The sequence below is a fragment of the Pseudomonas sp. UBA6699 genome (genome assembly GCF_002454615.1).
GTDB classification, from domain to species: domain Bacteria; phylum Pseudomonadota; class Gammaproteobacteria; order Pseudomonadales; family Pseudomonadaceae; genus Aquipseudomonas; species Aquipseudomonas juntendi.
In genome coordinates this window covers 31,406-44,256 of sequence record NZ_DKJF01000010.1, presented here as the reverse complement: position 1 = coordinate 44,256, position 12,851 = coordinate 31,406, and the positions used below count along the sequence as shown (strand labels likewise).

Annotated in this window: 13 protein-coding genes; 5 read left to right on the top strand and 8 right to left on the bottom strand. The window is 61.3% G+C overall.

Annotated elements, in window-relative coordinates; genetic code table 11:
* Positions 1-117 precede the first annotated feature (117 nt).
* The 7 genes from B3361_RS01660 to B3361_RS01630 form a co-directional block, all read right to left on the bottom strand.
* A complete protein-coding gene (locus B3361_RS01660; RefSeq protein WP_182369116.1) occupies positions 118-1,125 on the bottom strand; it encodes a hypothetical protein in 1,008 nt (335 codons plus the stop codon).
* A gap of 50 nt (positions 1,126-1,175) precedes the next feature.
* The gene (locus B3361_RS01655) at positions 1,176-1,577 is read right to left on the bottom strand and encodes a hypothetical protein (RefSeq protein ID WP_034112190.1); all 402 of its coding nucleotides are present in this window, start codon (positions 1,575-1,577) and stop codon (positions 1,176-1,178) included.
* Between the two features lie 200 nt (positions 1,578-1,777).
* Positions 1,778-2,068, bottom strand: coding sequence for a hypothetical protein (locus tag B3361_RS01650; RefSeq protein WP_286920046.1), 291 nt, complete (start codon positions 2,066-2,068; stop codon positions 1,778-1,780).
* Positions 2,069-2,558: 490 nt separating this feature from the next.
* A complete protein-coding gene (locus tag B3361_RS01645) occupies positions 2,559-3,068 on the bottom strand; it encodes an HNH endonuclease (RefSeq protein WP_174713058.1) in 510 nt (169 codons plus the stop codon).
* A gap of 70 nt (positions 3,069-3,138) precedes the next feature.
* Positions 3,139-3,585 carry a BRO-N domain-containing protein gene (locus B3361_RS01640; protein WP_174713059.1) on the bottom strand — a complete coding sequence of 149 codons (447 nt, stop codon included), beginning with the start codon at positions 3,583-3,585 and terminating at the stop codon, positions 3,139-3,141.
* A gap of 54 nt (positions 3,586-3,639) precedes the next feature.
* Complete coding sequence (locus B3361_RS01635; protein ID WP_174713060.1) at positions 3,640-4,914, bottom strand: site-specific integrase; 1,275 nt, start codon at positions 4,912-4,914, stop codon at positions 3,640-3,642.
* Between the two features lie 227 nt (positions 4,915-5,141).
* Positions 5,142-5,636, bottom strand: coding sequence for a DUF6231 family protein (locus tag B3361_RS01630; RefSeq protein WP_054904078.1), 495 nt, complete (start codon positions 5,634-5,636; stop codon positions 5,142-5,144).
* Between the two features lie 159 nt (positions 5,637-5,795).
* On the opposite strand from B3361_RS01630, the gene B3361_RS01625 reads away from it, so the two are divergent.
* The 3 genes from B3361_RS01625 (at position 5,796) to B3361_RS01615 (ending at position 7,730) form a co-directional block, all read left to right on the top strand.
* Positions 5,796-6,491 carry an OmpA family protein gene (locus B3361_RS01625; RefSeq protein WP_009684601.1) on the top strand — a complete coding sequence of 232 codons (696 nt, stop codon included), beginning with the start codon at positions 5,796-5,798 and terminating at the stop codon, positions 6,489-6,491.
* 212 nt (positions 6,492-6,703) lie between these two features.
* Positions 6,704-6,979: a DUF1145 domain-containing protein gene (locus B3361_RS01620; RefSeq protein WP_009684602.1), complete on the top strand. Its 276-nt coding sequence runs from the start codon at positions 6,704-6,706 to the stop codon at positions 6,977-6,979.
* Entirely contained in the window at positions 6,972-7,730 is a 759-nt protein-coding gene (locus tag B3361_RS01615) for a collagen-like triple helix repeat-containing protein (protein WP_029887502.1), read from the top strand. Before B3361_RS01620 ends, B3361_RS01615 begins: the two co-directional genes overlap by 8 nt.
* Positions 7,731-7,821: 91 nt before the next feature.
* Here B3361_RS01615 and B3361_RS01610 read toward each other — a convergent pair whose 3' ends face one another.
* Positions 7,822-8,286 (bottom strand): CopD family protein, encoded by a 465-nt coding sequence (locus B3361_RS01610; RefSeq protein WP_029887503.1) that lies wholly within the window; start codon positions 8,284-8,286, stop codon positions 7,822-7,824.
* Between the two features lie 98 nt (positions 8,287-8,384).
* Here B3361_RS01610 and dinG point away from each other — a divergent pair, with 98 nt between their 5' ends.
* Together dinG and B3361_RS01600 are read left to right on the top strand one after the other, a co-directional pair.
* Positions 8,385-10,529, top strand: coding sequence for an ATP-dependent DNA helicase DinG (gene dinG, locus B3361_RS01605; RefSeq protein ID WP_029887504.1), 2,145 nt, complete (start codon positions 8,385-8,387; stop codon positions 10,527-10,529).
* A 79-nt stretch (positions 10,530-10,608) separates the two neighbouring features.
* Entirely contained in the window at positions 10,609-12,846 is a 2,238-nt protein-coding gene (locus tag B3361_RS01600; RefSeq protein ID WP_054904079.1) for a beta-galactosidase, read from the top strand.
* The last annotated feature ends 5 nt before the right edge of the window (positions 12,847-12,851 follow it).

Here is a 12,851-nt window from a genome sequence, read left to right as displayed (position 1 = left end):
TATTGGTTTGCGCGTCCATTTTCTGGATGCACAAAGACGGGCTGAGATTTCAGCTCGTTGAAGCGGTGCCCCTGCCGGTCCCTCTTTAGGTCCGGCCTTACGGGGCTACTTACTGGATCACTCGGCGGTCAGCTTCACATTGGTGACCAGCGGGAACGGCACTTGGACGGTCTGGAGACCATCGGTAGTCAGTTTCACCTTGACCATGCCATTGGCGATGATGTCCACCACAGCCATGATCTCAAGGTCCCAGCCTTGGGCGTTCGGATTGCGGGTCGCTTCGATGCGCCACACGCTGCCGTCTTGGCGCTCACGGTAGCTCAGCGAGGTGAACAGCTTGGGCAACATGAAGATGCCATGGTCAGTCCCGGTGTACGGCTGTACGCCTGCGCCAATGAGTTCCTCGATAGAACCCAGACCAGCACGCTGAGCAGCACGCTCAAGGACAGCCACCAGCGACACTGGGAGCAGGATCACGAAGTCACTCAACGAGGTGCCCACAGTCTGGTTAACGTGGGTCGTCAGGATGTCGATGAGGTCCTCAGCGATCTCGACAGGCTTGCCCGTAGGCTTGCCCTCGGTGAAGCTCTCAGTGCTTGGGGCAGTCGCCAAGATGGCAGCGACCTTACCGGCTGCGCTGTGCTCGATGTCACGGAGCATCTTGTCAGCGGTTTGCTCCATGGACTGGACGGTGAAGCCTGCCATCAGATTGTGGTCGAGGATGGTGGCACGGTGGCTGATGACCAATGCCGTGTCGGTGGCCTCAGTGAAGATCACAGAACCGGCCAGGACTTCACCCTTGTCGATGGTCTGGTTGTCCCAGTTCTTGCGCGGGTCGAAGGTGACGGAGCGGTCGGCCATGGTGATGATCTGTTGCCCAGTGGCCTCAGAGCCAGCCGGACGGAACTCACAAGGGGTGGCCTCCATGGCAGCCTCTCGCCACTCATCGCCGTTCAAATAGTCCTCAGCGGCCTCCACAAGGGCCTCCACATAGACGGACACATCGGTGGCCGCTTGGGTCTCTGGGCGAACATCAGCAGTGTTGAATCGAATCGACCCAGTGTGCTCATCGGTGATGGCGGTAGTGTAGGTCGAAGGTTTGGTGTACTGGAATGGCTTAGTCATGGTTGTTTCTCCTGAATAGATGAATGAAGTGGTTGTGTGTCGAGGTGCTGTTACCAGCCAGCGCTATTGGCACGGGAGGCGGCACGGATACGGGCACCATGCTCACGAATGGCAGCGGCTCGGGCTTCCTTATCGGCCTTCGCTTGGGCGATCTCACGAGGTGTGTACTCACGGCAGCGCTCTTGATGCCAACGGGCCTCAGCCTCTCTCTGAGCCTTCTCTTGGGCCTTCTGGTGCTGGTCTTGGCGGTACTCTCGGGCAACTACAGGAATCGCTTGGAGTGACAGACCGGCCTCATCGAACGCCTTAACGATCTCGAATTGCTGGCCCTTAACGGTCCCGCATTGGGCGACCAGCATGGGCAACATGATGTTCTCGACGTACTCACGGTTAAGGGTCTGGCCCGACACGGTGACTTCGTTCTTCAGGACTTTGGTGATGGTGATTTTCATGGTTGGGTTCTCCTATTGGGGACCCTTTGATTCGTCCTTGCGCCATAGACGCGCACGACCAGACGGCCAAGGAGAAAGCCTTCGCGGGCATCTTCAAGGACGATCAAAAGGTTCTGGGTTTCAAGTGGTATTGGTGTTGATGACGCTGATTCAGGACATGGCAAGCCTGAAGGGCATCTTTGAGAGGACCGTGGCGACGGTCAATGACGGGCTGTGAGGACCACAGGCACGCCACAAATGACATGGTAGAAACGGAGCAGGTCGAGACCGGTAGCCGTTAGGGTTTCTTCAAGGGGACCCATGAGGAACGCTCCCAGCTTGCCCGACACATACTCAAGGCAGCTCTCATATCCTTTACTGGTCCGTAGACCGATGTTCTTGAGATTGAAGACAGCGAGGCGATGGCGACCAGTGGGCATAGCTGCCTCAATAGACAACAGGGTCTCTTGGCGTCCTTGTGGGATGCCGTCAAGTACAAGGTGGAATTTCATATGGACCTCCTTTGAGGTGACTGATCGAACAGGGATGTTATGGTCGCAAGACCAATCCCTAACTCAGAGGAATCTATTAGATTATCTTTAAGTTCTTATTGTTAGATTGATTTAAAGATAATAATAATAGAGTTACTCAAAGAGTAATCTTTAAGTAAAAGGCCCCCGTACAACTTGAGCGATGCATGGCGGCCCCAATTCCATGCACGGTCTCTCCAACGGTGTCCTTTGTGGGCATCGCTTCATGGATCGACAATATCAAGCTGTGCTCCTTCCTACTGGAGCCAGACGCTGGGGTCTGCTTATCGGGGACTGTTGGCGCTGGCTCGCATCACCGCAATGGTGGCTGGTCTCTTGTCGCTTGGTCGTCGCTGATCGGTCCTCGAGGAACCGGTAGGTGGCGAGAGATTTTTTCTTGCTGTTCTCTGCCTACTGCCATAGTGAGGGTATTTGTCCTCCCTATTGACACGCTGGAGAAAGACTGAGCGAATTAAGCGTTGCGTGCATATTCGCCGTGGTAGCGCTTGCGAATCTGATCTACATATCTGGTAGCCGCTCGGACATTTGCAAACCAGACCACGCCGGGCTTGTCGTCTCCAATAGAAAGCCTGACGCCGAATTGACTTCCCTGCTGGAAGATACCCTTGGGAAGTCCATCGGCTTTCTTACGGCACTTGGAGTTCCAAAGGTTCTCCTGCTGGGTACAGGTGCGCAGGTTCTCAACCTTGTTATTCAACTTGTTGCCGTCAATGTGATCGACAACAAGCTCGGCAGGGTCGATGCCGGTGTGCATAAAGAAGATGACTCGATGGGTCCGGTAGAACTGGCCGTCAAACTTCATTCGATAGTAGCCGTCGCTGCCCATGCTCACGACTGGGCCGACTCGACCGTTTCGACCACGGGTGGCCTTGATGCGGGAGAGACCCGAGGGACTCGCCGGGTCGATCTTGTAGATTTCTTGAAGGGATTCGAGGGATGGCATCGCGGTGTAGCTGGACATGGTGTTGACCTCCTATGGCTGTGTGGGTGTGCCATAGTGAGGGTCTATATGTGGTGTTCGGCCTCACCAATCAGATACTACATATTGTGCCCTTCAGTTCCACCAGTTCACCACGGAGCAGCTTCAGTTCGTCCATGATGCCCGCAGCGATTGGGTCGGTGGACTCGGAGGCGTCATAGCGACCGGTCTTGCGGATGCTCGGGAGGACTTCCTCGGTGACCCACTTGCGGAACGGCTCAGACTGGGGAGCGTGACCACGGAGCAGCATTGCGTACAGCTCAGACTCAGTGAAGATCACCGTATTGGAGCGAAGGCGGCGACCGTGAATGTCTGTTGGGAGACTGATGCAGTTTTCTTGGATCAGTGTCGAGAGTTGGTGCCCCGCCCCAAACCCCTGCCTTGCGTTGCGGATTGACTCAGCTGGGTGTTTCAAGCCAGCCGCTCGGGCTACCTGAGTCGCCACGAACAGCAAGTCATGCTCAGGGTGACCCACGAGGACATCCAGCTCGATGCCCATGAAGTTGCGTTTCTCAAAGCAGGCCTACCAACAAGTGGTAGACCCTTCATCGCCTTACTTAGCGGCCAGTGTAAACGCCTTCACCAGTGCCTCATGGAGCGTCCCCACAGGAACCCTCTGAGACCCCGCGTAGAGGTCGTAAGTGATGTTCCCTGAGCTGTGCCCGGTGATGCTCTGAGCGATGACCTCAGGGGTCGCAGCGGCCTTCAGCAGACCTGACAGAGAATGCCTCAGCGAGTGGAACGACTGGTCACTGCCTGCCTTCAATCCCAGAGGCTCACGTAGGGCCTCATTGAGCGGCTTGTTGAAATAGTGAGCCTTCGCCTTGAACAGCTTGCCGGGTTCCGATGCGACCCACTCAAGGAAGGTCTTTAGGGAGAACCCATAGGCCCCATCGACCAGAGGGACTTGCCGGATGGAGAAGTCATTTTTCAGGGTCTTTCCCTTCTCGTCCTTGTTGATGTCGATGACGGTAATCCCGTCCACTTGCTTTATGTCGTCCTGAGTCAGTTGGTACAGCTCGCCAATACGGGCACCTGTGAGGACTCCCAGAGACAGCGCCCAGCGCTTCCAGTCGGTCACAGGCAAGGTATTAGCGTGGTCCATGATGGTCGCCACTTCCTCACGGGAGAACGGTCTACGCTCGCTTTCAGCGCCCCTCTCAATCTTCAGGTCCTTGTCATAGGAGCGTTCGATATAGCCGTTGTTCTTTGCCCAGTCCATGACGGTCGATAACTGGCCCAGTAGCTTGTTGACAGTCAGAGGCTTTCGGCCCTCCATGACTCTCTCTTTGAGCGCCACCATGTCAGCCCGTGTGTGGGTCCTGATGTCGAGGTCTCCGAGAAGCGATGAGAGGGTCCTACAGTTCGATGTCACTGCCTTATGTGTGTCACCTGTCACGTTGCCTTGGCGTTCCTTCAGGAACATCTCAGCGAGGACCTCGAAGGTAATCGGGTTTGTCGAGGACGCATTTACAGATAGGGACACGGAAGGGGCTACAGACGTGCTACAAGACAGCTCCCCAATGATCTCCGTGAGTTCCTGAGGACGACCCTCAAGACGCTCCTGAGCAGCCCTGAGCACTCGTTGCCCGGTGCCGATGGCCCGGTGTTGGTTCATATTGAATCGACCCAGCGAGGCAGCCTCAGCGAGGTGGTGGCTCATCTGGTCATAGATTTCCATGTAGAGGCCCCGTGAGTCCTCGCTATGGCCCTGTAGGGCATCCTCAGCGATCTCCTTGAGGCGTTCCTTGAGGTCCTCCCACGAAGCCTCAGGGCGGTCGAGGTGGAAGACAGCCAGTGTCTTGAGGATGTCCTTTGAGAACTGCATAGCGGTTGGCCTATCGGTGGAACGGAGAGAGATGGCGAGACTACGGGTTGAGCATCCCCGAGGGCGAACCCTCAGGTAATAGATTCCTGACCGTCTGTAGTGCCAGACCGAAAGGGCCTGAGATGGTCGTTGGTGACAAGGCTGGTTACAGGCTGGTGACAGTTGGCCCTGCTCGGGCATAGCAATGCTGGTGGTCATGGTGAGGTAAGCCCTTGATATTCATGGGTTTACCACCAGTACTTCCCAAACATTTCCGGGTTGGCCCAGAACCTGGCGTTGAGCCAGTCCGGGACCTGCTTGTAATCATGCAGATCATAGGTGAACAGGCTCAACACCTGCTCATCGCGGCAGAATTTCTCGCTGGCTGACAATGCCAGGGCGAAAAAGTCGGTGTCCTGCCAGCTGCACGCCGCCAGGTCGGCCAGCACGGCAACCCGGCTGGCATTGAGGTTGCGAATGCCGCCCAGCAACTCCAGGCCGGTTCGCTTGGGCAGGTGTTCCAGGCAGTCCACCAGCAAGGCCAGGTCGAAACGCTGGGCTGCCAGTTCGGCAGGCAGTGGCCCTGGCGCAGCGGTAGCGATGGTCACCTGCGGGTGCGCTTGGGCAAAGGCGTCCAGCGCCGGGAAGCGGGTGCCCACCAACAGCAGGCGTTGCGGGATGAAGCGTTCGAGCAGGGCCGCCAGGGCCTGCTGCGGAGTACGTTGGGAAAAACCTGCGGTCATTGCCAATCCTCGTTCAAGTCGTCCAAGACTAGCCGGCTGCAGCGTGCGGGCATAGAGGTATGTGACCGCGTCGTGGCTAATTGCTGGCAGCATTGGAATGCGCGGTCTTTACTCCCAGAGATCGGCCTTATGCCGATTCCCCCTAGGAGAAGCAATGAAATGAGCATAGTACGCACAGCGTTACCCCTGGTACTGCTCACCAGTGTGTTGACTGGTTGTGCAGGTTTGCAAAAAACCGACTGGCCTAAATGTGCCGCCGTCGGGGGTGTCGGTGGCGCCGCGCTGGGCGCTATCGAAAGTTCCAGCTGGGCTGGCTGGGGCGCGTTGCTGGGCGGCGGCCTGGCGGCAGGTTATTGCTGGGCCCATGGTGATGGCGACGAAGATGGCGATGGCGTGCCGGACAGCCGCGACAAGTGCCCGGGCACCCCACGGGGTGTGCAGGTCGATGCCAACGGTTGCCCGCCAGCTGCGCCGGCGGTGGTCGAGGAAGTGGTGGTGGTGGAGAAGGAAGAAGTCATCGTCATTCGTGATGTGCACTTCGAATTCGACTCTGCACGCCTGACTGCCACTGACAAGGAGCGCCTCAACACGATTGCCACGCGGCTGAAACAGGAAGCGCCCTCTGCCCGCCTGAGTGTCAGCGGCCATACCGACAGTGTCGGCTCCGACAGCTACAACCAGAAACTGTCCGAGCGCCGTGCCCACTCGGTGACCGACTACCTGGTGCAGAGTGGTGTACCGCGCAGCAGCTTCGTTTCGGTGGTAGGTGCCGGTGAAACCCAGCCGGTGGCCGACAATGCCACGGCCGAAGGGCGTGCCATGAACCGCCGTACCGAGATCAAGATCCAGCGCTAGCTCGGCGTGCGCCCGTGCCTTGGGCAGTGGCACGGGCGCTTTCTCAGCGCCGCCGACAATGAAACCGAGGAAAGGCGCGCGCGCAACCGACGGGTGGAACTGCACCTCAGCTGACGGGTGCTGGCGCCTGCCTTGGCATTGCAGTTAATGTGGAGCGCACGGCCGGTGCGAACCGGCCGGCACGCCATAACAACAATCAATGGGGGCGGGGTATGAAGTTCATCCTGGGCCTGGGCAAGGTCCTGACAGTCGCATTCTGGGGCGTGGTGTTGTTCAACCAGTTGCTGCCCCAGCCGTTGCCTTTCAATCTGCTGATCAATGCCCTGGGCATCGTTGTGCTCAGCCTGCATCTGCTGGAAATTCTGTTCTTCAATGGCAGCTTGCGCGGGCGCAGCCACCGTTGGTTCGATCGCCTGCAAATTCTGTTGACGGGGATATTCCACGTCATGTCCATTCCCCGTGCGCAGGAGGCGCTGCGAAATGCGTAATCTGATACTGCTTGCCCTCTTGGCTGCCCCCTTTGCCCACGCCGAAAGCCTGGAGGTTGCTGCCAATTCCATGCTGCGCCTGCCGAGCAAGTCGGCCAGTGTACACCTTGAGCATTTGCGTGTTGCCGATGCTGCCACCCTGATGCTGCCTGCGTCGCTGGCGCAATTGAAGGTCGACCAGTTGGAGCTGGGGCGTGATGCGCGGATCGTCGTGGCCCCTGGCGAGCAGCCGTTGCTGATCGACGTGCGTAGCGCGCGCCTGGGCGAGGGCAGCGAGTTCAGTGCCACCGGCGCTGCGGGCAGCTACCAGCGGGCAGCCCGCCCCGGTCGTAGCCTGGACCTGGTACTGGCGGAGCTGGATGCCCAGCAGCTGGTCATCGACGCCCGGGGCGGCGCCGGTGCACCGGGCTACGCTGGGCTCGACGGCGGCAATGGCCAGGCCGGCGGCTGCACCTGGGGCCAGGCCAGCCGCGGGGCCAATGGCGATGATGGCGGCAACGGCCATGATGGTGCAGCAGGTGGGCGCATACGCCTGAGCTTGCCGCAAGGCTTTGCCCAGGAGCACATCGTCGTGCGCCTCGATGGCGGGGCGCCGGGCAAACCCGGTGAGCCTGGCAAGGCCGGCAAAGGTGGGGCGAGCAAGGGTTGCCTGGTGTACCGCACCGATGCCGGTGCCAATGGCCGACCGGGGCAGCCTGGCCAGCCAGGCTTGGCGGGGGCGGCGGGCGAGCTGATCCTGCAGCGCCTCTGAACCGTGCGCAGGGGCCTGGGTGCGGCGTTGTCGCCATGGGCCCCACCCACCGGCCGCGCAGGCAGCCCGCCAGGCGAAGGGCTGCCTGCAATCAGATCACCAGCCGCGAACTGGCCACCGCGACCACGGCCAGCCCCAGCAACAGGTTGATGCCCACCATTCGCCGAATGCGGGCCAGCACCGCCGCACCCGTGGGCCAGTCCTGCGCCTGTACCGCCGCTTTCAACTCTGGCAACAGCAAGGCCTGGATGCGCATGAACAAGGCGAACATGGCGATCCCGCCGCCGATCATCACGTGAACGTACTTCGGCGCAGTCTCGAACCCGCTGAAGCGCAGGTGCAACATGCCGATACCACTTATCGCCAAGATCGCCACCGCCAGCCAGACCCAGACGAAGAAGCGTCGGAAAACTTCCACCCACAAGCGCAGGCGCGCAGGCCCCTCAAGGGCTGTAACCGTGGCGGGGCGCAGCACCAGCCAGGCGAAGAACATGCCGCCAACCCATACCAGGGCGGCCAGAACATGCAGTGTGTAGGGCAGGGTAAAGGCGAGCATCCGGATCTCCATGCGGCACGATAGGCAATAGCGGGGTATGATAGCCGCCCCATGCGAAACACTGAAAATATATCCAGCCCTACGGGCGTCTGCAGACCATGATCAGCAACGAACTCAAAGCCACCATCCAGGGCGCCTATACGCGTTTTCTCGAAGCCAAGAGCCTCAAGCCGCGCTATGGCCAACGCCTGATGATCGCCGAAGTGGCCAAGGTGCTTGGCGACATTCCCTGCGACGATGAAGGTCGCCGTGCCGGCGAGCCTGCCGTGGTGGCGGTGGAGGCGGGCACCGGTACCGGTAAGACGGTCGCCTATGCGTTGGCCGCGATTCCGGCCGCCAAGGCCGCCGGCAAACGCCTGGTGATCGCCACCGCGACCGTGGCCCTGCAGGAGCAGATCGTCATCAAGGACCTGCCCGACCTGATGCGCAGCAGCGGGCTGAACTTCAGCTTCGCCCTGGCCAAGGGCCGTGGCCGCTATCTGTGCCTGTCGAAACTCGACATCCTGCTGCAGGAAGGCCATGCCCAGTCGGCCACTGCCCAGCTGTTCGAAGAAGAAGGCTTCCACATCGAAGTCGATGAACGCAGCCAGAAGCTGTTCAACAGCATGATTGAAAAGCTCGCCGGCAACCGCTGGGACGGTGACCGTGACAGCTGGCCCGAGGCCCTGGAGGACCAGGACTGGGCCCGGCTGACCACCGACCACAGCCAGTGCACCGGTCGCCACTGCCCGAACTTCCAGCAGTGCGTGTTCTACAAGGCCCGTGAGGGGATGGGCAAGGTCGATGTGATCGTCACCAACCACGACATGGTACTGGCCGACCTGGCCCTGGGCGGCGGCGCGGTATTGCCCGATCCGCGCGATACCCTGTATGTATTCGACGAAGGCCACCACCTGCCAGACAAGGCCATCGGCCATTTCGCCCATTACTCGCGGCTTCGCTCCACCGCCGACTGGCTGGAGCAGACTGCCAAGAACCTGACCAAACTGCTGGCCCAGCACCCGCTGCCGGGGGACCTGGGCAAATACATCGAGCAGGTGCCGGAGCTGGCGCGGGAAGTCCGCACCCAACAGCAGTTCATGTTCACCCTGTGCGAACAGGTCGCCGACTTCCGCCCGAGCGAGGACACCGAAGGCCGAGAACGGCCGCGTTACCGCTTCGAAGGTGGCGTGGTACCGGAGCAGATCCGCGAGGTCGGCATCGAGCTGAAAAAGGGCTTTGCCCGGCTCAATGATCTCTTCACGCGGCTGGCCGACCTGCTCAAGGAGGGCATGGACGGCGAGGTCAGCATCGGTATCGCCAGCCACCAGGCGGAAGAGTGGTACCCACTGTTCGGCAGCCTCGTCACCCGTGCCCAGGGCAACTGGGAGCTGTGGACGGCCTTTACCGCCGAAGACCCGGAAGACAGCCCGCCGATGGCGCGCTGGCTCACCCTGGCTGAAAGCGGGGCGTTGTTCGACATCGAAGTCAACGCCAGCCCCATCCTCGCTGCCGAAATGTTGCGCCGCAGCCTGTGGAGCGTGGCCCATGGCGCGCTGGTGACCTCGGCCACACTGACCGCGCTGGGCAAGTTCGACCGCTTCCGCATGCGCTCGGGGTTACCGCGCGATGCCGTCACCTGTGTGGTGCCCAGCCCGTTCGTGCATGGCGATGCCGGCCTGCTGCGGGTGCCTGACCTGCAAGCCGACCCGCGCGACGCTACCGCGCATACGGCGGCGATCATCCGTGAGCTGCCGGGTATCGTCGAAGGGGCCCGGGGTGCGCTGGTGCTGTTCTCGTCACGCAAGCAAATGCAGGATGTGTTCGACGGCCTGGACCGGGACTGGCGCAAACTGGTGCTGATCCAGGGCAACCTGTCCAAGCAGGAAACCCTCAACAAGCACAAGGCCCGGGTCGACGATGGCCAGCACAGCGTGCTGTTCGGCCTGGCCAGCTTTGCCGAAGGGGTCGACTTGCCGGGGGCCTATTGCGAGCACGTGGTCATCGCCAAGATTCCGTTCTCGGTGCCCGACGACCCGGTCGAAGCTGCCCTGGCCGAATGGATCGAGGCCCGCGGCGGCAACCCGTTCATGGAAATCGCCGTGCCCGACGCCTCGCTCAAGCTGATCCAGGCCTGCGGTCGGTTGCTGCGTACTGAACAGGACCGCGGCATCATCACCTTGCTTGACCGGCGCCTGGTCACCCAGCGCTATGGCAAGGCTATTCTCAATGCGCTGCCGCCGTTCCGGCGGGAGATTTCCTGATCGCCGGAGCACTTGCTTCGGCGCGCTGTCCATTACTCAGTCCTGGGCCATGACGGCCCTGAAGGAGAGCCCCAGCCTTATGGTCCGCCGTACCCTGCCCGCTGTTTTCGCCCTGTTGTTCAGCTCGTCCGTATGGGCCGGGCAGCAGACGCTGTTCAGCTTCGTGCGCCCGGCCTCGGTGGTCAACGTGGCGACCGAGGATGCCGGTATGCCGCAGTACAACGCAGAGCAGACGGCCGAAGGCGAGGTGCTGCGGCGTGTGGTGTTCAACCCGGCGCAGCGGCCGACCTTGCGCCTGAGCCCGCAAAGTGGTGTGTGGGACTGGTCCAGCGGCAAGTTTCTTACCTTGCGCCTGCAAAGTGCCATGGACTGGGCGCTGACCGTGGATGTCACGGTGCAAGGCAGCGATGGGCGCACCCTGACCAGCCGTATCGATTTGCCGGCCGGCCCGGCGCAAACCGTGATGGTGCCGCTGACCGCCAGCTCGCCGTTGAGCCAGGGCATGCGCGCAGGCCCCCCCATGCCCTGGCTGCACGGCGGCCAGCGGCTGCTGCTGACCAGCAGCGCCGGCGCTGTAGACCTCAAGCAGGTGGCCTCGGTCAGCTTGAGCATTCCCGGCCCCAAGGTCGCCCAGAACCTGCTGATCGAACGGGTGGGCATTCAGGATGACGACCAGGCCCATCAGGCGGCGTACCGTGAACTGATCGATGCCTATGGGCAGTCCACGCGTGGCAGCTGGCCGGAAAAGGTGGCCAACGACGAACAGCTCAAGGCAGCCGCCACCCGTGAACAGCAGCAACTCAAGGCTTGGCTGGCCGAGCGCGGCAAGCAGCAGTTGGATGCCTATGGCGGCCTGCTGGCGGGGCCGGCCTTTGCTGCCGAGGGTTTTTTCCGTACCGAAAAGCGTGATGGCCGCTGGTACCTGATTACCCCTGATGGCCACCCGTTCTATTCGCTGGGTGTCAATGCCGTGGCCGCCGACGGCGGGCGTACCTACACCGCCGGGCGTGAGGCCATGTTCAAGGCACTGCCGGGAGAGGGCGACGCCCTCGGAGCGTTCTACGGTGAAGGCAACAACGACGACGGCAATGCGTCCTCGCAGGGGCGCAATTTCAAGAAAGGGCGCTGGTTCGACTTCTATGCAGCCAACCTGCAGCGGGCCTATGGCAAGCCCTGCCCGCCGGCGGCAACAGCGCAGCCGGCCGCTTGCCCACCGCTGGTAGTGGACACTGGCCGTTGGCAGGCGCATGCGCTCGACCGTTTGCAGGCCTGGGGTTTCAACACGCTGGGCAACTGGAGCGAGCCTGCCCTCGGCCAGGCCAGGCGCATGCCCTACACCCTGCCGCTGTCGATCGTTGGCGATTACGCCAGCATCAGCACCGGCATGGACTGGTGGGGCCGCATGCCCGACCCGTTCGACCCGCGCTTTGCCATGGCCACCGAACGCGCCGTGGCCATTGCTGCCCGTGATCACCGTGACGATCCCTGGCTGATCGGCTACTTTGCCGATAACGAGCTGGCCTGGGCCGCACCGGGTAGCGAGCCCAAGGCCCGTTATGGCCTGGCCTACGGCACATTGCGCCTGACCACCGACGTGCCTGCCAAGCGCGCCTTCCTCAAGCAGTTGCGTGACAAGTACCGCAACCAGGAGGGGTTGTCCAAGGCCTGGGGCATCGAGCTGAACGCCTGGGAACTGATGGAGGATCCAGGCTTCGAGGCACCGCTGCCCAGCCCGGAGCACCCGGAAATCGAGCGGGACTACCAGCACTTCCAGCAGGTGTTCGCCGAAACCTACTTCAAGACCATTTCCGATGCCTTGAAATGGCATGCACCCAACCACCTGTTGCTGGGGGGCCGTTATGCCGTGAGTACGCCAGAGGCGGTCAACGCCTGCGCCGAGTTCTGCGATGTACTCAGTTTCAACTTTTATACGCTCAAGCCGCAGGACGGCTACGATTTCGCCCGCCTGGCCGAGCTGGACAAGCCGGTGCTGGTGTCTGAATTCCAGTTCGGTTCGCGTGATCGCGGCCCGTTCTGGCCGGGGCCACTGGAGCTGGCGCGAGAAGAAGACCGCGGCCCGGCCTATGCCAATTTCCTCACTGCCGCCTTGCAACAACCCATGATCGTGGGCGCGCACTGGTTCCAGTACCTCGACCAGCCGGCCAGCGGTCGCCTGCTCGATGGCGAGAACGGCCACTTGGGGCTGGTGGCGATCACCGATGTACCGTACCCCGGTTTTATCGATGCCGTGCGCAAGGCCAACGCCCAGGCCATGGCGCAACTGCGCACCGGCCTGGAGAAGAAGCCGGCGCCATGATTACA

Excerpts from the sequence above, each read along its gene's own strand:
- B3361_RS01660 (WP_182369116.1), bottom strand. The coding sequence starts at position 1,125 with ATGACTAAGCCATTCCAGTACACCAAACCTTCGACCTACACTACCGCC.
- B3361_RS01655 (WP_034112190.1), bottom strand. The coding sequence starts at position 1,577 with ATGAAAATCACCATCACCAAAGTCCTGAAGAACGAAGTCACCGTGTCG.
- B3361_RS01650 (WP_286920046.1), bottom strand. The coding sequence starts at position 2,068 with ATGAAATTCCACCTTGTACTTGACGGCATCCCACAAGGACGCCAAGAG.
- B3361_RS01645 (WP_174713058.1), bottom strand. The coding sequence starts at position 3,068 with ATGTCCAGCTACACCGCGATGCCATCCCTCGAATCCCTTCAAGAAATC.
- B3361_RS01640 (WP_174713059.1), bottom strand. The coding sequence starts at position 3,585 with ATGGGCATCGAGCTGGATGTCCTCGTGGGTCACCCTGAGCATGACTTG.
- B3361_RS01635 (WP_174713060.1), bottom strand. The coding sequence starts at position 4,914 with ATGCAGTTCTCAAAGGACATCCTCAAGACACTGGCTGTCTTCCACCTC.
- B3361_RS01630 (WP_054904078.1), bottom strand. The coding sequence starts at position 5,636 with ATGACCGCAGGTTTTTCCCAACGTACTCCGCAGCAGGCCCTGGCGGCC.
- B3361_RS01625 (WP_009684601.1), top strand. The coding sequence starts at position 5,796 with ATGAGCATAGTACGCACAGCGTTACCCCTGGTACTGCTCACCAGTGTG.
- B3361_RS01620 (WP_009684602.1), top strand. The coding sequence starts at position 6,704 with ATGAAGTTCATCCTGGGCCTGGGCAAGGTCCTGACAGTCGCATTCTGG.
- B3361_RS01615 (WP_029887502.1), top strand. The coding sequence starts at position 6,972 with ATGCGTAATCTGATACTGCTTGCCCTCTTGGCTGCCCCCTTTGCCCAC.
- B3361_RS01610 (WP_029887503.1), bottom strand. The coding sequence starts at position 8,286 with ATGCTCGCCTTTACCCTGCCCTACACACTGCATGTTCTGGCCGCCCTG.
- dinG (WP_029887504.1), top strand. The coding sequence starts at position 8,385 with ATGATCAGCAACGAACTCAAAGCCACCATCCAGGGCGCCTATACGCGT.
- B3361_RS01600 (WP_054904079.1), top strand. The coding sequence starts at position 10,609 with ATGGTCCGCCGTACCCTGCCCGCTGTTTTCGCCCTGTTGTTCAGCTCG.